17 protein-coding genes are annotated in these 19,707 nt (G+C 68.0%); 16 read left to right on the forward strand and 1 reads right to left on the reverse strand.

What is annotated here, in order from left to right; translation table 11 throughout:
* Nucleotides 1-144 precede the first annotated feature (144 nt).
* The 11 genes from ABE464_RS17925 (at nt 145) to ABE464_RS17975 (ending at nt 12,300) form a co-directional block, all read left to right on the forward strand.
* A complete protein-coding gene (locus ABE464_RS17925) occupies nt 145-942 on the forward strand; it encodes a ParA family protein (protein WP_019185613.1) in 798 nt (265 codons plus the stop codon).
* Nucleotides 942-1,865, forward strand: a complete 924-nt coding sequence (locus ABE464_RS17930; protein ID WP_123729796.1) for a ParB/RepB/Spo0J family partition protein — start codon at nt 942-944, stop codon at nt 1,863-1,865. Before ABE464_RS17925 ends, ABE464_RS17930 begins: the two co-directional genes overlap by 1 nt.
* Before the next feature lie 35 nt (nt 1,866-1,900).
* Entirely contained in the window at nt 1,901-2,209 is a 309-nt protein-coding gene (locus tag ABE464_RS17935) for a helix-hairpin-helix domain-containing protein (protein WP_019185615.1), read from the forward strand.
* Between the two features lie 85 nt (nt 2,210-2,294).
* Nucleotides 2,295-3,260, forward strand: coding sequence for an SDR family NAD(P)-dependent oxidoreductase (locus ABE464_RS17940; RefSeq protein ID WP_346473033.1), 966 nt, complete (start codon nt 2,295-2,297; stop codon nt 3,258-3,260).
* 87 nt (nt 3,261-3,347) lie between these two features.
* Entirely contained in the window at nt 3,348-4,070 is a 723-nt protein-coding gene (locus tag ABE464_RS17945; protein ID WP_346468683.1) for a glycosyltransferase family 2 protein, read from the forward strand.
* Nucleotides 4,070-4,411: a lipid-A-disaccharide synthase N-terminal domain-containing protein gene (locus ABE464_RS17950; protein WP_346473034.1), complete on the forward strand. Its 342-nt coding sequence runs from the start codon at nt 4,070-4,072 to the stop codon at nt 4,409-4,411. Before ABE464_RS17945 ends, ABE464_RS17950 begins: the two co-directional genes overlap by 1 nt.
* A gap of 84 nt (nt 4,412-4,495) precedes the next feature.
* Nucleotides 4,496-6,283, forward strand: a complete 1,788-nt coding sequence (locus ABE464_RS17955; RefSeq protein WP_346473035.1) for a DUF885 family protein — start codon at nt 4,496-4,498, stop codon at nt 6,281-6,283.
* A gap of 100 nt (nt 6,284-6,383) precedes the next feature.
* Entirely contained in the window at nt 6,384-6,761 is a 378-nt protein-coding gene (locus ABE464_RS17960; protein ID WP_346473036.1) for a DUF2946 family protein, read from the forward strand.
* A 54-nt stretch (nt 6,762-6,815) separates the two neighbouring features.
* Complete coding sequence (locus ABE464_RS17965) at nt 6,816-8,096, forward strand: TolC family protein (protein ID WP_346473037.1); 1,281 nt, start codon at nt 6,816-6,818, stop codon at nt 8,094-8,096.
* Nucleotides 8,093-9,082, forward strand: a complete 990-nt coding sequence (locus tag ABE464_RS17970; protein ID WP_346473038.1) for an efflux RND transporter periplasmic adaptor subunit — start codon at nt 8,093-8,095, stop codon at nt 9,080-9,082. Before ABE464_RS17965 ends, ABE464_RS17970 begins: the two co-directional genes overlap by 4 nt.
* Nucleotides 9,083-9,117: 35 nt before the next feature.
* Entirely contained in the window at nt 9,118-12,300 is a 3,183-nt protein-coding gene (locus ABE464_RS17975; protein WP_346473039.1) for a CusA/CzcA family heavy metal efflux RND transporter, read from the forward strand.
* A gap of 84 nt (nt 12,301-12,384) precedes the next feature.
* On the opposite strand, the gene ABE464_RS17980 is transcribed toward ABE464_RS17975, so the two are convergent.
* On the reverse strand, nt 12,385-13,599 hold the full coding sequence (locus tag ABE464_RS17980; RefSeq protein WP_346473040.1) for a glycosyltransferase: 1,215 nt from the start codon (nt 13,597-13,599) through the stop codon (nt 12,385-12,387).
* 318 nt (nt 13,600-13,917) lie between these two features.
* Between ABE464_RS17980 and rpmB the strand changes: the two genes are divergently transcribed.
* From rpmB to uvrD, 5 genes are all read left to right on the forward strand, one after another.
* The gene (gene rpmB, locus ABE464_RS17985) at nt 13,918-14,154 is read left to right on the forward strand and encodes a 50S ribosomal protein L28 (RefSeq protein WP_019185625.1); all 237 of its coding nucleotides are present in this window, start codon (nt 13,918-13,920) and stop codon (nt 14,152-14,154) included.
* Between the two features lie 10 nt (nt 14,155-14,164).
* The gene (gene rpmG / locus ABE464_RS17990; RefSeq protein WP_172407465.1) at nt 14,165-14,332 is read left to right on the forward strand and encodes a 50S ribosomal protein L33; all 168 of its coding nucleotides are present in this window, start codon (nt 14,165-14,167) and stop codon (nt 14,330-14,332) included.
* Nucleotides 14,333-14,505: 173 nt separating this feature from the next.
* Nucleotides 14,506-15,924, forward strand: a complete 1,419-nt coding sequence (gene cls, locus ABE464_RS17995; RefSeq protein WP_346473041.1) for a cardiolipin synthase — start codon at nt 14,506-14,508, stop codon at nt 15,922-15,924.
* A gap of 36 nt (nt 15,925-15,960) precedes the next feature.
* Nucleotides 15,961-17,352 (forward strand): FAD/NAD(P)-binding protein, encoded by a 1,392-nt coding sequence (locus ABE464_RS18000; RefSeq protein WP_346473043.1) that lies wholly within the window; start codon nt 15,961-15,963, stop codon nt 17,350-17,352.
* 63 nt (nt 17,353-17,415) lie between these two features.
* Nucleotides 17,416-19,605 (forward strand): DNA helicase II, encoded by a 2,190-nt coding sequence (gene uvrD / locus ABE464_RS18005; RefSeq protein WP_346473042.1) that lies wholly within the window; start codon nt 17,416-17,418, stop codon nt 19,603-19,605.
* Nucleotides 19,606-19,707: the final 102 nt, after the last annotated feature.

Below are 19,707 nucleotides of genomic sequence, written 5' to 3' on the forward strand. Positions count from 1 at the left end.
GGTGGCCTCGCGTGGCGCTGTCGGCGTGCCCGTGGGCGTCGCTGCGGCATTGCGGCGCGTGCTTGCCGCGCATCTGACAGTGCATGACACGCCCCATATACGCATAATGACCAGTCCCACTCCCTGCCGATGAGGCTCACCCGCATGGCCCGCATCATCGCCATCGCCAACCAGAAAGGTGGCGTCGGCAAGACCACGACCGCCGTCAATCTGGCCGCCTCCCTGGCTGCTGCACCCAAGCGCGTGCTTCTTGTCGACCTCGATTCCCAAGGCAATGCGACCATGGGCAGCGGCGTGGACAAGCGCGAAGTCGCCGCGTCCACCTGTGATCTGCTGCTGGGCGAAAGCACCGCGGCCGAGGTCCGGGTCAAGACGCCGGAAGGTTTCGATCTGCTCCCGGGCAACATCGACCTGACCGCCGCCGAGATCCAGCTGATGGACCAGAGCGAGCGCGAGCAGCGCCTCAAGCGCGCACTGGCGCCGATCCGCGACGAATACGACTACATCCTGATCGACTGCCCGCCGGCGCTGTCGCTGCTGACGCTCAACGCGCTGGCCGCCGCCGATTCGGTGATCGTGCCGATGCAGTGCGAGTACTACGCGCTGGAAGGGCTGAGCGCGCTGGTGGAAACCATCGAAGCGCTGCGTGCCAACCTCAATCCCGCGCTGGAGATCGAGGGTGTGCTGCGGACCATGTTCGACGTGCGCAACAACCTGGCCAATGCCGTGTCGGCCGAGCTGACCGAGCACTTCGGCGAGCAGGTGTTCCGCACCATCGTGCCGCGCAACGTTCGCCTGGCCGAGGCGCCCAGCCATGGCCAGAGCATCGTGGGGTACGACCGTGCCTCGCGCGGTGGCGTTGCCTATCTCGGCCTGGCCGGCGAGATCATCCGTCGCAACAACCAACGCAAGAAGGCCGACAAGGCCATGGAGACCGCCTGATGAGCACCAAGCCTGCCCTCGGCAAGAAACGCGGCCTCGGCCGTGGCCTCGACGCGCTGTTGGGGCCCAAGGGGGCGGTGACACAGGTGCAGGCAGCCGCCGTGGTCGAACCGCAGCCGGGTGAACGCCTGCGCAAGCTGCCGGTCGGTCACCTGCAGCCGGGCAAGTACCAGCCGCGCCGCGACATGGACGAGACCAAGCTCGCCGAGCTGGCCGAGTCGATCAAATCGCAGGGCGTGATCCAGCCGATCCTGGTCCGCCAGCTGGGCCCGGACAGCTTCGAGATCGTGGCCGGTGAACGCCGCTGGCGCGCCTCGCAGCTGGCCGGCCTGGATGAAGTGCCGGTGGTGGTGCGCGAACTGGAAGACCGCACCGTCATCGCGATGGCGCTGATCGAGAACATCCAGCGCGAAGACCTCAACCCGCTCGAAGAAGCCGAAGCCCTGCAGCGGCTGATCAGCGAGTTCGCCCTGACCCACGCCGAGGCCGCCCAGGCCGTCGGCCGCTCGCGTGCGGCGGTGTCCAACCTGCTGCGCCTGCTGGAGCTGCCGATCGCCATCCGCCTGCTGCTGGAAACCCGGCGGCTGGAAATGGGCCATGCCCGCGCGCTGCTGACGCTGGCGCCGGAACTGGCCAGCAAGCTGGCCCAGGAAGCGGCCGACCAGGGCTGGTCGGTGCGCGAGGTGGAACACCGCGCGCAGCAGTTCGCGGCCGGCAAGGTGCCCGGCGCGCTGCGCAAGAAGCCCGCGGCCGCCGCGCCGCAGGCCGATATCGCCTCGCTGGAAACCGAACTGTCCGAGTCGCTGGGTGCCCGCGTGGCGATCGCCCACGGCCGTGGCGGCAAGGGCAAGCTGATCATTCATTACACCGACCTGGACACGCTGGATGGCGTGCTCGACCGACTTCGCGCACAGAAGGGCTGAGTCCCCCGCAGGCGTCAGAGGATCTTCCCCAACCAATGAACCCCACCAAGGTCGACCGCAACCATCTGTTGCGTCTGACCGACCTGCCGAATGTCGGGCCGGCCTGTGAGAAAGATCTCCGTCTGATCGGCATCCGCGTGCCAGCGCATCTGCGCGGTCGCGATGCCTATGACATGTACGCGCAGCTGTGTCTGCGGACCGGGGTGATGCACGATCCCTGCGTGATCGATGTATTCCTGTCGGTGCTGCGTTTCATGCAGGGCGAGGCACCACGGCCGTGGTGGGATTTCAGCAAGGAACGCAAGGCCACGTTGGCCAAGGAAGCGCCGCTCAGCCTCTGGTGAGGCGGGCCACCGGGACGCGCGGATCGCCACGCGGGCGTCCCGGGCAAGCACTGTATTGATACGTGGCTGCATGACGGACAGACCCATGACGATTCTCGTGACCGGCGCGGCCGGATTCATCGGCGCCAACACCTGCAAGGCCCTGCTTGAGCGCGGTGAGCGCGTCGTCGGCCTGGACAACTACAACGACTACTACGATCCGCAGATCAAGCGTGATCGCGTGGCCGCGCTGTGCCCGGACGCCGACATCCGCGAGCTCGACCTGACCGACCGCGAGGGCCTGGCCGCGCTGTTCGATGAGGTCCAGCCGACCCGGGTGATCCACCTGGCCGCGCAGGCCGGCGTGCGTTACTCGCTGGAGAACCCGCATGCCTACGTGGACAGCAACCTGACCGGCTTCGTCAACATGCTGGAGCTGTGCCGTCATCGTGGTGTGGCGCACCTGGTGTACGCCTCCAGCAGTTCGGTATACGGCGATTCGGCGACCCCGCCGTTCTCCGAAGACCAGCGCATCGACAAGCCGCGCTCGCTGTATGCCGCGACCAAGGCCGCCAACGAGCTGATGGCTTACACCTACGCACAGCTGTTCGGCCTGCACGCCACTGGGCTGCGCTTCTTCACCGTGTACGGCCCCTGGGGCCGCCCGGACATGGCACCGCTGCTGTTCTCGCGCGCGGTGCTGGCCGGCCGCCCCATCGACGTGTTCAACGACGGAAAAATGCAACGCGACTTCACACATGTCTCCGACATCGTGGATGGCATCCTCGGCGCGCTGGCGCATCCGTCCAGCGAGACGGTGCCGCACCGTGTGTTCAACCTCGGCAACCACACGCCGATCGAGCTGGAACATTTCATCGGCGTCATCGAGGCGGCGGCCGGACGCCCGGCGCAGAAGGTCTACAAGCCGATGCAGCCCGGCGACATGGTCCGCACCATGGCCGATACCACCCGCGCGCATGACGCTTTCGGCTATGCGCCGGCGATGCCGATCGAGCGCGGTCTGCCGCCGGTGGTGGCCTGGTGCCGCGAGTACTTCGGCGCTCACGCCTGACACACACACGCCGATTCATCTTCGGATAACCTCGGGCGCGGAGAATGCGCGCTCTTTTTCGATCCTGGCCATTCGCAGAGCCCGACCATGAGCCAACCCCAGTTGTCGGTCGTCGTCCCGGTCTTCAATGAACGCGACAACGTCACGCCCCTGATCAACGAGATCACCACCGCACTGCGTGGGCAGATCGATTTCGAAATCGTCTACATCGACGACCACTCGCGCGACGACACCCTGGCGGTGCTGCAGGCCCTGAAGGCCGTCACGCCCGAGCTGCGGGTGCTGCACCACGTGACCCAGAGCGGGCAGAGCACCGCGGTGCGCAACGGCGTCAAGCACGCGCGTGCGCCGTGGATCGCCACCCTGGACGGTGACGGCCAGAACGACCCGGCCGACATCCCCAAGCTGCTTGCCGCCCGTGCTGCGGCTGCCACCGAGGTCAAGCTGTTCGCGGGTTGGCGGGTGAATCGCCAGGATTCGGGCAGCAAGCGCTGGGCCAGCAAGTGGGCCAATGCGATCCGCGCCCGCATGCTGCGCGATGACACGCCCGATACCGGTTGCGGCATCAAGCTGTTCGAGCGCGCCGCGTTCCTGGATCTGCCGTACTTCGACCACATGCACCGCTACCTGCCGGCGCTGATGCAGCGGGCCGGCTGGCAGACGACCAGCGTGCCGGTCAATCACCGTCACCGCACCGCCGGCGTGTCCAAGTACAACAACCTCGGCCGCGCCCTGGTCGGCATCCGCGATCTGCGTGGGGTGGCCTGGTTGATCACGCGCAGCAAGCGCACCGCCGTGGAAGAACGCTGATGGAACTGCACTGGCTCGACCAGCCGCTCACTTGGTTGTACTGGACCGGCCTGCATGTGACCGGCTGGAAGCTGATCGGCTACACCGGCGCGCTGATGTTCGGTGGCCGCTGGCTGGTCCAGTTCATCGCCTCGCGCCGCGCCGGCAAGCCGGTGATCCCGCGCCTGTTCTGGTACATGAGCGTGGTCGGCAGCCTGATGACGCTGAGCTACTTCCTGTTCTCGGCCAAGCAGGACTCGGTGGGCGTGCTGCAGAACCTGTTTCCGGCTTTCACCGCGTTGTACAGCCTGAAGCTGGATATCGCGCACCGCGGGTGGAAGCGGGACAAGGCGACGCACTAGGGTCGCGCAGGACTTTTGATCCATGCACCGCCCGCCAGCTTGGTGCCATGATCGGGGTTTGCCGTCCCCCGGGAACCCCTGACCGTGAAATCACCGCTCGTTGCTGCGTTGCTGCTCGCCCTGGCCCTTCCTGCCGGCGCCGCCCTGGCTGCGCCCCCGGCTGCTCCGGCCGCTGCCCCGGCCAGCCTGGCTGCCGAAAGCCCCGCCGATGCGCAGTTCCGCGCGATCTACGAGAAGGAATGGGCCTGGCGCGAAGCCGGGGGTGGTGAAGCCAGCGAAGACGGGGATGGCCCGGCCAACGCCACCCGCATGCCCGATGTCGGCGCGGCTGCGCAGCAGGGCCGGCTGAAGGTCTGGGACGACGTCCTGGCCCAGCTGGACAAGGTCGACACCAAGGCACTCTCGGCCGAGAACCGCATCAACTACGCGATCTACCGCGACCAGGTGTTCAACCTGGCCGCCGAGGTGCGCCTGCGCGCCTACGAAATGCCGTTCAACGCGGACTCCTCGTTCTGGTCGAACCTGTCCTTCATGGCCCGGCGCGAGATGAAGACCGCGCAGGACTACCGCAACTACATCGCGCGCCTGAACGATGTGCCGCGCTACTTCGACCAGCAGACCGAGAACATGCGTGCCGGCCTCAAGCGCGGTTTCAGCGTGCCGCGTGCGGTGCTCGATGGCCGTGAGGTCTCGATCGCCACCGTGTCCGAACTGAAGGACCCGACCCAGTCGCCGCTGTACGCGCCGTTCAAGAAGCTGCCGGCCAGCATCCCCGTCGCCGAGCAGGCACAGCTGCAGGAACAGGCCCGCCAGGCCATCGGCGGCAGCGTGGTGCCTGCCTTCGCCAAGCTGCGCACGTTCTTCGTCAGCGAGTACGTCCCGCAGGCGCGCACCACCCTGGCCGCCGAGGCGATGCCGGGCGGCAAGGCGTATTACAAGCAGCAGATCCACGAGTACACCACGCTGGACCTGACCCCGCAGCAGATCCACGAGATCGGCCTGAAGGAAGTCGCGCGCATCCAGGCCGAGATGAACGGCATCATCAAGCAGGTGGAGTTCAAGGGCAGCTTCGCCGAATTCCTGACCTTCCTGCGCACCGATCCGCAGTTCTACGCCAAGACCCCGGACGAGCTGCTGCACCGCGCGGCCTGGATCTCCAAGCGCGTGGATGGCGTGATCGGCAAGTACATGACGCTGCCGCGCGCGCGCTTCACCATCGTGCCGGTGCCGCCGGACATCGCCCCGTTCTGGACCGCTGGCCGCGGTGGCATGGGCACCTACTGGCTCAACACCTACAACCTGCCGGCGCGACCGCTCTACAACCTGCCGGCGCTGACCCTGCACGAGTCCGATCCGGGCCATGCCCTGCAGGGCGCGCTGGCGGCAGAGCAGGGCGAGCAGCCCGCGTTCCGCCGCAACAACTACATCTCCGCCTACGGCGAAGGGTGGGGCCTGTACTGCGAGAAGCTCGGCGTGGAGATGGGCATCTACGAAACCCCGTACGAGGATTTCGGCCGCCTGACCTACGAAATGTGGCGTGCCGCGCGTCTGGTGATCGATACCGGCGTGCACCACAAGGGCTGGACCCGCGAGCAGGCGCTGTCCTACCTGCGCGACCACACCGCGCTGAGCGAGCATGAAGTGACCACCGAAGTGGACCGCTACATCTCCTGGCCGGGCCAGGCGCTGAGCTACAAGCTCGGCGAGATCGCGATCGTGCGCCTGCGTGCGCAGGCCGAGCAGGAGCTGGGCGACCGTTTCGACGTCAAGGCCTTCCACGACGCCGTGCTCAGCCAGGGCTCGGTGCCCCTGCCGGTGCTGGAGGAACAGATCCAGGCCTTCATCGCCCAGCGCAAGGCTGCGGCCAGCTGAGCTACGCGGGGGCCGGCCATCGCGCCGGCCCCTGCCAACGTGAACCGACCTGCCGGGCTGCGATTGTGTAACGGCTTCACGCCCGGCTACCCTGCGGGCCATGTTCCGTCGTGCCCGCCCGCGTCCATCCCTGCTGCTCCGCCTGCTGATGCTGGTGGTGGTCGGTGTGGGCGTGTTCGGCAGTTCGCTGGCCTCGGCCCTGGCCGACATCCACCTGACCGTGCACGCGGACAGCAGCGACGTGCATGGCAGCCTGGATGACGCCGCCGATGTGCCGGGCGACGACGACGGCAAGGAAGACTGGCTGCATGCCCTGGTGCATTGCGGCCACTGTCATGGCCACGGCGGCGTGCTGCCGATGGCTGCGATGGCCTGGAGCCTGCCGGCTGCCCCCAGCCACGGCGTGCCTGCCGGGTTGATCGCGCAGCTGCGCACGCAGCCGCCCGAAAACCTGCTGCGTCCTCCGATAGCGATCTGATGCCCTGCGGCCGCGTGCCACCGTTTGCCATCTGATTGCTTTCTGGAGACTCCCATGTGGATGCGTCTGGCCGCCTTGGCGGCCATTGCGTTCGTGCCGTGCGTGTACGCACAGGGCACGACACCTGCTGCACCGTTGACCCTCGACGACGCCATCGCGCGCGTCGCCCAGTACCACCCCGACCTGCGCCTGGCGCAGGCCCAGCGCCCGGTGTGGGAAGCCCGCCGTGACGCGGCCGGCCTGTCGCCCCCTTTGACCGTGGGCGTGGAGCTGGAGAACGCACTCGGCAGTGGTGACGCCCGTGGCGTCGATGCCGCCGAGGTCACCGTCACCCTGGCCGGCGTGCTGGAACGCGGCGGCAAGCTGGATGCCCGCCGCGCCGTCGCCCAGGCCAACCTGGACAGTCTGGCCCCGCAGCGCGAAACCGCGCGGCTGGATCTGATGGCCGAGGTCGCCCGCCGCTATCTGGCAGTGACCGACGCGCGCCAGCAGCTGCGCATCGCCGAGACCGATATCGAGCAGCGCCGGCGCGCCGTCGCCGCCGCGCGGCTGCGTCTGCAGGCCGGTGCCTCACCGGAATCGGTGCTGATGACCGCGCAGGCGATGCTGGCCCAGGCCGAGCTGGACCGTGATCGCGCCCGGCAGATGGATCAGTCCGCACGTGCGGCGCTGTCGGCGCTGTGGCGCCAGCGCGAGCCCGGTTTCGACGTGGTCACCGGCGACCCGATGCAGCTGCCCGCGCTGCAGGACTTCACCGTGCTCGCCGAGGAACTGCAGCGCACCCCGGAACTGGCGGTGCTGGCCGGCGAGCGCCGCATCCGCGAAGCCCAGGTGCAGCTGGCCCGCACCCAGGCACGGCCCGATGTCAGCTGGCAGGTGGGCGTGCGCAATGCGCGCGATACCCGCGACACCTCCCTGGTCGCCGGTTTCAGCCTGCCGTTGGGCAGCGTGCGCCGTGCCGAACCGGAGATCCGGGCCGCCGAGGCCGAACTGGCGCTCAACAGTGTGGAACGCGAGGCGCGCGCGCTGCAGTTGTACGCCACGCTCGCCGAAGCACATGGCCGCTACCTGACCTCGCGGCTGGAAGTCACCCGCATGGCGCGCGACGTACTGCCGCAGCTGCAGCGTGCCGAGAACGCTGCCGAGAAGGCATGGCGTGCCGGCGCGATCAGTTACATGGAATGGGCCCAGCTGCAGGCAATGCGCATCGAAGCACGCCAGCGCCAGCTTGAAGCGGCCATCGCCGCACAGACCGCTTTGATCGAAATCCAGCGCTTGACCGGCCAGAGCATGGTCGCCGCGACCGACACCGTGTCCACGGAGGACCGCCGATGACCCTTTTCCAGACCCGTACTGCACTGGCCGGCAGCCTGTTGATCGCGCTGATGACGCTCACCGGCTGTGGCAGCAGTGAACCCGCCGCGGCGCCGGCCAAGCCCGCCGGCACGGATGCCGGGCATGGCGAGGCCGGGCATGACGATGATCATGACGACCACGACGCCCCGGAAAGCACCACCATCGCCGCAGCCATGGCCGAACAGGCCGGCATCCGCGTCGCGCCGGTCGTGGCCGGCACCATCGCCGACGAACACGACGTGCAGGGTCTGTTGACTCCGGTCGATGGCCGCGTTGCCCAGGTGATGGCGCGCTTCCCCGGCCCGATCCGCTCGCTGCGCGCCAATGTGGGCGACCGCGTGCGTGCCGGCCAGGTGCTGGCCAGCATCGAGAGCAATCTCAGTCTCACCACGTACACGGTCAGCGCACCGATCAGCGGCGTGGTGCTTGCGCGCCAGGCGCAGGTGGGTGGCGTGGCCGGCGAGGGCACGCCGTTGTTCGAGATCGGTGATCTGTCCACGCTGTGGGTGGATCTGCATATCTTCGGCAACGATACCCAGCACATCACCGCCGGCGTGCCGGTCACCGTGTCGCGCATGACCGACGGCGTCAGCCAGAGCACCACGCTGGAGCGCGTGTTGCCCGGCACCGCCACCGCTAGCCAGAGCACGGTCGCCCGCGCCACGCTGCGCAACGACGACGGCCAATGGCGGCCCGGTGCCGCAGTCAAGGCGCGCATCGTGGTGGCCACCACGCCGGCCGCACAGGTGGTGCCACTGAGCGCGTTGCAGACGATGGATGGCAAGGACGTGGTGTTCGTGCGCGAAGGCGACACCTACACCGCGCGTGCGGTGACCCTGGGTGCGCGCGATGCGGGCAAGGTAGAAGTACTCAGCGGCCTGACCGTCGGCGAAGACGTCGTGGTCGAGCAGAGCTACGTGGTCAAGGCCGACATCGGCAAGGCAGGGGCATCGCATGAACATTGATGCGTTGTCGCGCCCCGCACACGGAGGGCGCCAACATGCTTGAGCGCATCATCCGCGCCGCCATCGCCCATCGCTGGTTGATGATGGCCCTGACATTGGTGTTGATCGTCATCGGCGGCTGGAGCTTCACCAAGCTGCCCATCGACGCCACCCCGGACATCACCAACGTCCAGGTACAGATCAACACCGCCGCGCCGGGCTACTCGCCGCTGGAGACCGAACAGCGCATCACCTACCCGGTGGAAACGGTGATGGCCGGCCTTCCGGCGATGGAGCAGGCACGTTCGCTCTCGCGCTACGGTCTCTCGCAGGTGACCGTGGTGTTCAAGGACGGCACCGACATCTACTTCGCGCGGCAGCAGGTCGCCGAACGCCTGCAGCAGGTCAAATCGCAGATTCCCGACGGCCTGGATCCGCAGCTGGGACCGATCTCCACCGGCCTCGGCGAGATCTTCATGTACACCATCGATGCCGATCCCAAGGCGCGCAAGGCCGATGGCACGGCATACACCGCCACCGACCTGCGCACCCTGCAGGACTGGGTGATCCGGCCGCAGCTGCGCAACGTACCCGGGGTGACCGAGGTCAACACCATCGGTGGCTTCCAGCGCCAGGTGCACATCACACCGGACCCGGCACGCCTGCGCGCGCTGGGCTTTACCCTGGAGGACGTGGCGCAGGCGGTGGAGGCCAACAACCAGAACATCGGCGCGGGTTACATCGAACGCAACGGCCAGCAGTTTCTGGTGCGCATTCCCGGTCAGGTCGCCAACCTGGAGGAGATCGGCAACATCGTGCTGGCCCGCCGCGAAGGTGTTCCGATCCACGTGCACGACGTCGCCCAGGTGCAGGACGGACCGGAGCTGCGCAGTGGCGCGGCCACCCAGAACGGCCATGAAGTGGTGATGGGCACGGTGGTGATGCTGATCGGGGCCAACAGCCGAGACGTGGCCCAGGCTGCGGCGGCGCGTCTGCAGCAGGCGCAGGCCAGTCTCCCGGAGGGCGTCAGCGTCACCGCCAGCTATGACCGCACCGCGCTGGTCGACCGCACCATCGCAACGGTCGCCAAGAACCTGATCGAAGGCGCCCTGCTGGTGATCGTGGTGCTCTTCCTGCTGCTCGGCAACTTCCGCGCGGCGTTGATCACCGCGGCGGTGATTCCGCTGGCGATGCTGTTCACGCTTACCGGCATGGCCCGCGGCGGCGTCTCGGCGAACCTGATGAGCCTGGGCGCGCTGGACTTCGGCCTGATCGTCGACGGGGCGGTGATCATCATCGAGAACTGCCTGCGCCGCTTCGGCGAACGCCAGCATGCGCTCGGCCGCGACATGACCCGCGAAGAACGCTTCGCCGAAACCGCCAGCGCCACCGCCGAGGTGATCCGCCCGAGCCTGTTCGGGCTGGGCATCATCACCGCGGTGTACCTGCCGATCTTCGCGCTCACTGGCGTGGAAGGAAAAATGTTCCACCCGATGGCGATCACCGTGGTGCTGGCCCTGACCGGTGCGATGGTGCTGGCACTGACCTTCGTGCCCGCCGCGATCGCGCTGTTCCTCGGTGGCCGTGTGCAGGAGAAGGAAAACCGCCTGATGGCCTGGGTGCGCCGGCGCTACGAGCCGATGCTGGCCTTGGCGCTGCGTCGCGGCCGCTGGATGGTCGGTGGTGCGCTGGTGCTGGTGATCGGCTGCGGCCTGCTTGCTACCCGGCTGGGCAGCGAGTTCGTGCCGAACCTGGACGAAGGCGATGTCGCCATGCACGCCATGCGCATCCCCGGAACCAGCCTGACCCAGTCCATCGAGATGCAGAAGCAGATCGAGAACCGGCTGGTGCAGTTCGCCGAGGTGGACAAGGTGTTCTCCAAGATCGGCACGCCGGAAGTCGCGTCCGATCCGATGCCGCCGTCGGTCGCCGATACCTTCATCATGATGAAACCGCGCAAGGCATGGCCGGATCCACGCAAGTCGCGCGCGGCACTGCTGGCCGAGCTGGAGGAAGCGGTCGAGCAGCTGCCCGGCAACAACTACGAGTTCACCCAGCCGATCCAGATGCGCACCAACGAGCTGATCTCCGGCGTCCGTGCCGACGTGGCGGTGATGCTGTTTGGTGATGACCTGGACACGCTGCTGTCGGTCGGCAAGCGCATCGCGGCGGTGGCCGGCACGGTGCCGGGCGCGGCGGATGTGCGGGTGGAGGAGACCAGCGGCCTGCCGTTGCTGACCGTTACTCCCAACCGCACCGCGTTGGCCGGGTATGGCTTGAATCCCGGCCAGGTGCAGTCCACCGTAGCCACTGCGGTGGGCGGGCAGGTGGCAGGGCAGTTGTTCGAGGGTGACCGCCGCTTCGACATCGTGGTGCGCCTGCCCGAAGCACTGCGCCAGGACCCGGCCGCGCTGGCGGACCTGCCGGTGTCGCTGGAGACGGCGCTGGCCGGTGACGCGGATGAGTCCAGCCGCACCGGCAGCTGGACCAGCGGCAGTGCACGCACCGTGCCGCTGCGTGAGCTGGCAACCTTGAGCAACAGCGAAGGACCGAACCAGATCAACCGCGAAAACGGCAAGCGCCGGATCGTGGTCACCGCCAACGTGCGTGACCGCGACCTCGGCGGGTTCGTCGGCGATCTGCAGCAGGCGATCGGGCGCGATGTGCAGGCGCCCAACGGCTACTGGATCGAGTACGGCGGCAGCTTCGAGCAGCTGATCTCGGCCAGCCAGCGCCTGTCGATCGTGGTGCCGGTGACGCTGGCGATCATCTTCGCGTTGTTGTTCTGGGCATTCGGCTCGGTCAAGGATGCGGCCATCGTGTTCAGTGGCGTGCCGCTGGCGCTCACCGGCGGCGTGCTTGCGTTGGCCCTGCGCGGCATTCCGTTGTCGATCTCGGCCGGCGTGGGCTTCATCGCGCTGTCCGGTGTGGCGGTACTCAACGGCCTGGTGATGATCAGCTTCGTGCGCAGCCTGCGCGAGCAAGGCATGGTGCTGCCGCAGGCGGTCCGCGACGGTGCGCTGGGCCGTCTGCGCCCGGTGCTGATGACCGCGCTGGTGGCCTCGCTCGGCTTCGTGCCGATGGCCTTCAACGTCGGCGCCGGCTCGGAGGTGCAGCGGCCGCTGGCGACCGTGGTGATCGGCGGCATCGTCTCGTCCACGCTGCTGACCCTGCTGGTGCTGCCGGTGCTGTATCGGTGGCTGCATCGCAAGGACGCCGCCGTACCGGTCACGGGGTAGCACCGGGTCGCTGGGTAGCACCCGACCGTTGGTCGGGTGAACCCGCAGGCGGCACGGCAACCGCCGTGCCCGCCACGGCCGCGGTCATCGAGGTGACAGATACGCCTCGATCGCCGCGACGCCAACGGCCACGCCATCTTCGACCGTCATTGCCCGGCCAAGCGCGACGGCACGCGAGCGCGTGTCGGCCCGCTCGGCAACGGCAATGGCACTGGCCAGCCGGGCGGCATCCAACCGCTTCGGGGACAGTGCTGCCGGTGCCACGCCCAGCTGGTGCAGCCGATCCGCCCAGAAAAACTGGTCGGCGGCGAACGGCATCACCAGCGAGGGCACACCGGCCCGGCAGGCCGAATGCGTGGTGCCGCTGCCACCGTGATGGATGATCAGCGCGCAGCGCGGGAACAACGCCTCGTGCGGGGTCGGCCCGATCACGAACACATTGGGCGGCAGGGGAGCACTGGGCAGCCCGGCCCAGCCGGGGAACAGCAGCACCCGCCGCGGCGCCAAGGCCGCCAGCAGCGCGGGTAGCACCTGGTCGCGATCAAAGCCGGTCATGCTGCCGAAGCCGAGGTAGACCGGGGCGGGGCCGGCGTCCAGGAAGGCCTGCAGATCCGGCGGCGGCTGCCAGCCCCGCTCGGGCGCGCGCCACTGGCCGCAGATCTTGTGGTTGTCCGGCCAGTCCGGCGGCGATGGCAGCAGGCTGGGCGAGATGCCATACAGCATTGGCAGGTCGCGCCAGGGGGAGGCGCGCCTCGGCATTCCCAGTGCCTTGCGGGCCAGGTTGATCGGGCGGCGGAAGGTGCGCCACACCGCCTGGTTGACCAGGGCGTAGCTGAGGCGATTGAGCAGCCCCGGCAGGCGCAGCCGGGGCAGGAATGGGGAGGCGAAGCTGGCCGTTGGGGTCAGCGGGATCATCCCGGTGCCGATCACCGGCAGCCCGTGGTGCTCGGCCACGGTCAGTCCCACGAAAGCGGCCAGCCCGCCGGTCAGCACCGCATCGCACCCGGCCGCCGCCGCATCGGCCTGGCGCATCCAGCCGGGCACGTGCCGTTGCGCCATCCGCGCCAGCCCCCGCGAGGCGGCAAGCCGCGCATTCCCGCGCGAGACCAGTGCCACCACCTCGTCATGGATGTCGCCCTCCAGCGCGGCATGTGGGACACCCAGTTCGCGCGCGGTATCGAGCGTGCCGCGCTCGGCCAGCAACAGCACCTCATGGCCGGCGGCCATCAGTCCATGGCAGAGCATCACCAGCGGGCGGGTGTCGCCTTCGGTGCCGTAGGTCAGGGCGAGCAGCTTCATGAAAGGCCGCAGGCGAGGGGGAGGGGAGGCGCTGGGGTCATCTATTCAGTCCGGGTTCGATGCCCGGGCAGCCTAGCGGAGGGGCCGTCACGGGACCGGGATGGCTCCGCTGGGCCATGCCAGCTTGCCGCAGGCCCTTCAAGCGGGCATAATGCGCGGCTCGCTGTGTCCAAAACCTTTGGATCGGTGGCCGGGAACACGTCATCCGGTCCGCCCTCGACAGCGTAACCCTTTGATTCTCATGACGTGTGGCGGGAAACCGCCGAGGCCGCCGTCGCCCGGGCTATGGGCTGACAACTACTTTTATCGAGGTGCGCAATGTCCCGCGTATGCCAAGTTTCCGGCAAGCGAGTGCAGACGGGTAACAACGTCTCGCACGCCAACAACAAGACCCGTCGTCGTTTCCTGCCCAACCTGCACGAGCGCCGCTTCTGGGTTGCCAGCGAAAACCGCTGGGTCAAGCTTCGTGTTTCCGCGCATGCCCTGCGCACCATCGACAAGAACGGTATCGACTCCGTTCTGGCTGAGCTGCGTTCGCGCGGCGAAAAGGTCTGAGGAGTAAACGATCATGGCAGGCAAGCGCGATAAGATCCGTCTGATTTCGACGGCCAACACTGGCCACTTCTACACGACGGACAAGAACAAGAAGAACACCCCCGGGAAGATGGAATTCCTGAAGTACGATCCGGTCGTGCGCAAGCACGTCCTGTACAAGGAAGGCAAGATCAAGTAATCCGCAAGGATCCTTGAGCTTCCCGACGAAAAACCCGCCCTCGTGGCGGGTTTTTTCATGGGCCGCGCCCAGGCGCGGGCAGGGGGCGCAGCGGAGCGTGCCCGTGGCCGGTACTACCAGTTGCATGCGTCGGCCCATGGCAGAATGCGGTTCCCCTCCCGACGGGCGACGCGATGCTGTTCGAGTGGCTGCTGGGTTCGTGGTTGTTGATGCTGGATTGGCTGATCCGGCTGGCCGCGCTGTTGTGGATTCCCAGCCGCACCACGCCCGGTGCCGCACGCAGCTGGTTGCTGCTGGTCGGCTTCGTGCCATTGCTCGGGCTGCCGCTGTATCTGCTGTTCGGCCATCCGTGGCTGTCGCGCCAGCGCGTGCAGCGCCAGGCCGAGGCCTCCCAGGTGATCCGCGAGGAGCAGGCCCTGCAGCCGCCGCTGCGCTGGACGCCGCCGCCGGAGACGGCCACCGCCGAGATCGTGCCGCTGATCGAGCGCCAGGGCGATTTCATGCCCATCCACGGCAACGCGGTGGATCTGCTCAATGACTACGATGCCTCGCTGCAGGCCCTGATCGAGGACATCGACCAGGCCCGTGAGCGTGTGCACCTGCTGTACTACCTGATGTTCGACGATGCCGTCGGCGAGGCCATCGTCGAAGCGCTGCAGCGGGCTGCGGCGCGCGGCGTGCACTGCCGCGTGCTGCTCGATGCGGTGGGTGCCAAACGTGGGCTGCGCCACTATCGCCATCGCCTGCAGGCGCTCGGCGTGGACGTGCGCGCGATGTTGCCCGGTGGGCTGCGGTGGCGCCGCAGTGGCCGCATGGACCTGCGCAACCATCGCAAGATCGCGGTGATCGACAACCGCGTCGGCTATATCGGCTCACAGAACCTGGCGCGCGCGCAGTTCGTTGCCGGGTTCCCGAACAAGGAGCTGGTGGCGCGCGTGCGCGGGCCGGTGGTGGCGCATCTGGAAGCGGTGTTCGCCAGCGACTGGTACATGGAAACCGGGCAGCGCCTGGATGTGCTCACCGCTGTGCCGGTGTGCTCGGCCGATGTACCGACCCAGCTGCTCCCCAGTGGCCCGGCGTATCCCTTCAGCAACGCGCGCGATGCGGTGAACGCGCTGATCCATCTGGCGCGCCGGCGCATCGTGCTGGTCACGCCGTATTTCGTGCCCGATGAGGCGACCTTGAGTGCGCTGCGCATCGCCGCCTTGTCCGGCGTGCAGGTGCAGCTGATCCTCTCGGCCAGCACCAACCAGCGGTTGACCTCGTGGGCGCAGGAGGCCTACTACGATGAGCTGCTGCGCAGCGGTGTGCGCATCGCGTTGTACGAACCGCATTTCCTGCATGCCAAGCACCTGACCGTCGATGAAGACATCGCCCTGGTCGGCTCGATCAATCTGGATATCCGTTCGTTCGCGCTCAATGCCGAGATCGGCATGCTCTGTTATGACCCGGGCATGGTGCGGCAGCTGGCGCAGATCGAAGCCGATTATCTCCAACAGTCCCGTCAGCTCGAGCTGGCGACGTGGCGGCAACGACCGGCGTGGAAGCGCAGCCGCGAAGGCATCGCGCGCTTGGCCGATGCGTTGATGTAGCCCGCTGTGACCCACGTGGACGGCCGGTCCACGCGCATCGCCTACAATCGAGGCATGACTGCGTCCGATACCCACCGCCAGTGTGATCTGGCCATCGTCGGCGGCGGCGCTGCCGGCGTCCTCGTCGCGCTGCAGGCCCTGCGCCATGCAACGCGGCCGTCACGCATCGTGCTGTTCGAGCCGGCCTCGGTCCTTGCCGAAGGCATCGCCTACGCCACACCGTGGCCCGAGCATCTGCTCAACGTGCCGGCCGGCAAGATGAGCGGGCTGCCCGATCAGCCTGCGGATTTCCTCGACTACCTGATCGACAGCCAGGCGATTCCCGATGTACCGCGCGACGTGCTGGCCGAGCAGTTCGTGCCGCGGCGCCATTACGCCGCGTACCTGCGTGAGCGGCTGGAGCAGGCAGGCGAGCGCAGCGCTGCGGCACTGGAGGTGGTTGAACAGCCGGTGCTCGCGCTGGTGCCCACCCCATACGGCATGCAGCTGCGGCTCGACGACGACATGACGTGGCGCGCGCAGCGCGTGGTGCTGGCCTGCGGCAACAGCATGCGCCCGCTGCCGGTGCCCGGTGCCGATGCACTGCCGCCCGACCAGGCGGTGGAAGCGTGGGACTACGACGGGGTGCGTGTCCTGGCCGGTGACGACGATCTGGCCATCATCGGCTCGGGCCTGAGCATGGCCGACAGCGTGGTCGCCCTCGCGGCCGCCGGTCATCGTGGCCGCATCCACGTGCTGTCGCGCCACGCGTTGCTGCCGTTGCCGCAGGCGCATGGCGCCGCGGTCACCTTTGATCCTCAGCCGTTGCTGGTGATGTCGCTGCGCCAGCGCGTGCGCGAGCTGCGCGCCCAGGCCGATGCCGCCGTGGCGCAAGGCATCCCCTGGCAGAGCGTGATGGACCGCATCCGGCCGATGGGCCAGGCGCTGTGGTTGAGCCTGAGCGAGGCCGATCAACGCCGCTTCCTGCGCCATGTGGTGCGCCATTGGGACGTGCATCGCCATCGCATCGCCGAATCGGTGCATGCCCAGGTCGCCGAACTTGAGCGCAGCGGCCAGCTGCAGCGCCATCGCGCGCGGCTGGACACGCTGCTGGCGCAGGAACGTGGGCTGCAGTTGCACGGCCGCAGCCCGGACGGCGGCCTGCCGCCGCTGACCGTGGGCGCGGTGATCAACGCCACCGGGGTGGAGACCCGCGCACTGTCGATGCGCAATCCGCTGGTCCAGCAGCTGCTCGCCGAGGGGCATGCCCGCCCGGGGCCGCACGGTCTGGGGCTGGATACCACCGTGGACGACGGTGCCCTGATCGATGGCCATGGCCAGCCGCACCCTGCGATCCGGGTGGTCGGCAGCCTGCGCATCGGCACCTTGTGGGAGAGCCTGGCGATCCCGGAGCTGCGCGTGCAGGCCGAACAGGCCGCGCGCGGCTGAACCCGTTCGGTCAGGGCGCCGCGTAACGACCCGGAACGACCCGCCCAAGGGTAAAATGGGGACATGGATGTTTCCCACTTGCTCGACGGGTTGAACCCCGCCCAGCGCGAAGCTGTGTCCGCCCCGCCCGGCCACCATCTGGTGCTTGCCGGTGCCGGTTCCGGCAAGACCCGCGTGCTTATCCACCGCATCGCCTGGCTCAACGAAGTCTGCGGCGTGCCGACCCATGGCATTTTTGCGGTGACCTTCACCAACAAGGCTGCCGGCGAGATGCGTCACCGCATCGACCTGCAGCTGTCGCAGGGCAGCCGCGGCGCCTGGATCGGCACCTTCCACGGGCTGGCCCATCGCCTGCTGCGCCTGCATTTCCAGGACGCCAAGCTGCCCGACAGCTTCCAGGTGATGGATTCGGACGACCAGCTGCGGCTGGTCAAGCGCGTGGTCCAGCAGTTGGAGATCGACGACGGCAAGTTCCCGCCGAAGCAGATCGCCTGGTGGATCAACGAGCAGAAGGACGAGGGCCGCCGCCCGCAGCACATCCAGCCGGAGCCGCATGACGCGTGGCTGGAAACCATGCGCCAGGCCTACATCGCCTACCAGGAGCGCTGCGACCGCGCCGGTCTGGTCGATTTCGCCGAGCTGCTGCTGCGCGCACATGAACTGCTGCGCGACAACCCGGCGCTGCTGGCCCACTACCGCTCGCGCTTCCGCGAGATCCTGGTGGACGAGTTCCAGGACACCAACGCCATCCAGTACGCCTTCGTGCGCGTGCTGGCCGGCGACACCGGCCACGTGTTCGTGGTCGGCGATGACGACCAGGCCATCTACGGCTGGCGCGGCGCCAAGGTCGAGAACGTCCAGCGCTTCCTGAAGGATTTCCCGGGTGCGCAGACCGTGCGCCTGGAGCAGAACTACCGCTCCACCGCCAACATCCTCGGTGCGGCCAATGCGGTGATCGCGCATAACCCGGACCGTATCGGCAAGGAGTTGTGGACCGACAGCGGCGATGGCGATCCCATCGATCTGTACGCGGCCTACAACGAAATGGACGAGGCGCGTTACGTGGTCGAGCGCGCGCGCCAGTGGGTGCGCGATGGCGGCAGCTACGGCGACGTCGCCGTGCTCTACCGCAGCAACGCCCAGTCGCGTGCGTTTGAAGAAGCACTGCTCTCCGAGCAGGTGCCGTACCGTGTGTATGGCGGCATGCGCTTCTTCGAGCGCGCCGAAATCAAGGACGCGCTGGCGTACCTGCGGTTGATGACCAACCGCAACGATGACGCCGCCTTCGAGCGCGCGGTCAACACGCCGACGCGCGGCATCGGCGACCGCACCCTGGATGAAGTGCGCCGTCTCGCACGCGCCCACGCGATCTCGCTGTGGGAGGCCACCATGCTGACCACCCAGGGCAATGAACTGGCCCCACGCGCACGCAACGCGTTGGCCGGCTTCCTGGTGCTGGTCAATCAGCTCCAGGCCGAAGCCGACACGATGACCCTGGCCGAACGCATCGACCACGTGCTGATGCGCTCGGGCCTGCGCGAGCACTGGTCCAAGGAAAGCCGCAACGCGTTGGATTCGGAATCGCGCGCGGACAACCTGGACGAACTGGTGTCGGTCGCCTCGCGCTTCGTGCGTCGCGAGGACGATGTCGAAGAAACCCAGGACATGAGCGAGCTGGTCGCCTTCCTCGCCTACGCCTCGCTGGAGGCCGGCGAAGGCCAGGCCCAGGCCGGCGAAGAGGGCGTGCAGCTGATGACGCTGCACGCCGCCAAGGGCCTGGAGTTCCCGCTGGTGTTCCTGGCCGGCATGGAAGATGGGCTGTTCCCGAGCGCACGCTCGCTGGAAGAAAGCGGTCGGCTGGAAGAAGAGCGTCGCCTGGCGTATGTGGGCATCACCCGCGCGCGCCAGAAGCTGGTGCTCTGCTACGCCGAATCACGGCGCATCCATGGCCAGGACAACTACAACGTGCCCTCGCGCTTCCTGCGCGAGATCCCGCGTGAGCTGGTCAACGAAGTGCGCCCCAAGGTGCAGGTCTCGCGCGGCACCTCGCTGGGTGCAAACCGGGTGATGGGCCACGCGGCGCTGGAAGCGCCGCCGCTCAAGCTGGGCGCGATGGTCAACCATCCCAAGTTCGGCGAAGGCATGGTCACCGACTACGAAGGCAGCGGCCAGCACGCCCGCGTGCAGGTCGAATTCATCGAGGCCGGCAGCAAGTGGTTGGTGATGGCGTATGCCAATCTGACGGTGCTCTGAGCGACGCTCGTCATCCAGTAGTGGGCGGGGGGCCGCGGCCGCGCGAGTGTGGGGCGGGGGGGGGACGCCGGCGCCCCCCGGCGCCCCACACGGACCCGGCAG

This window comes from Stenotrophomonas sp. TWI587 (assembly GCF_039674145.1).
GTDB classification, from domain to species: domain Bacteria; phylum Pseudomonadota; class Gammaproteobacteria; order Xanthomonadales; family Xanthomonadaceae; genus Stenotrophomonas; species Stenotrophomonas maltophilia_AY.

What these genes read in the sequence shown, in the direction of transcription:
- ABE464_RS17965 (WP_346473037.1), top strand. Translation starts at nt 6,816, where the DNA reads ATGTGGATGCGTCTGGCCGCCTTGGCGGCCATTGCGTTCGTGCCGTGC.
- ABE464_RS17960 (WP_346473036.1), top strand. Translation starts at nt 6,384, where the DNA reads ATGTTCCGTCGTGCCCGCCCGCGTCCATCCCTGCTGCTCCGCCTGCTG.
- ABE464_RS17940 (WP_346473033.1), top strand. Translation starts at nt 2,295, where the DNA reads ATGACGATTCTCGTGACCGGCGCGGCCGGATTCATCGGCGCCAACACC.
- ABE464_RS17975 (WP_346473039.1), top strand. Translation starts at nt 9,118, where the DNA reads ATGCTTGAGCGCATCATCCGCGCCGCCATCGCCCATCGCTGGTTGATG.
- cls (WP_346473041.1), top strand. Translation starts at nt 14,506, where the DNA reads ATGCTGTTCGAGTGGCTGCTGGGTTCGTGGTTGTTGATGCTGGATTGG.
- ABE464_RS17945 (WP_346468683.1), top strand. Translation starts at nt 3,348, where the DNA reads ATGAGCCAACCCCAGTTGTCGGTCGTCGTCCCGGTCTTCAATGAACGC.
- rpmB (WP_019185625.1), top strand. Translation starts at nt 13,918, where the DNA reads ATGTCCCGCGTATGCCAAGTTTCCGGCAAGCGAGTGCAGACGGGTAAC.
- ABE464_RS17980 (WP_346473040.1), bottom strand. Translation starts at nt 13,599, where the DNA reads ATGAAGCTGCTCGCCCTGACCTACGGCACCGAAGGCGACACCCGCCCG.
- ABE464_RS17930 (WP_123729796.1), top strand. Translation starts at nt 942, where the DNA reads ATGAGCACCAAGCCTGCCCTCGGCAAGAAACGCGGCCTCGGCCGTGGC.
- uvrD (WP_346473042.1), top strand. Translation starts at nt 17,416, where the DNA reads ATGGATGTTTCCCACTTGCTCGACGGGTTGAACCCCGCCCAGCGCGAA.
- ABE464_RS17935 (WP_019185615.1), top strand. Translation starts at nt 1,901, where the DNA reads ATGAACCCCACCAAGGTCGACCGCAACCATCTGTTGCGTCTGACCGAC.
- ABE464_RS17950 (WP_346473034.1), top strand. Translation starts at nt 4,070, where the DNA reads ATGGAACTGCACTGGCTCGACCAGCCGCTCACTTGGTTGTACTGGACC.
- ABE464_RS17925 (WP_019185613.1), top strand. Translation starts at nt 145, where the DNA reads ATGGCCCGCATCATCGCCATCGCCAACCAGAAAGGTGGCGTCGGCAAG.
- ABE464_RS17970 (WP_346473038.1), top strand. Translation starts at nt 8,093, where the DNA reads ATGACCCTTTTCCAGACCCGTACTGCACTGGCCGGCAGCCTGTTGATC.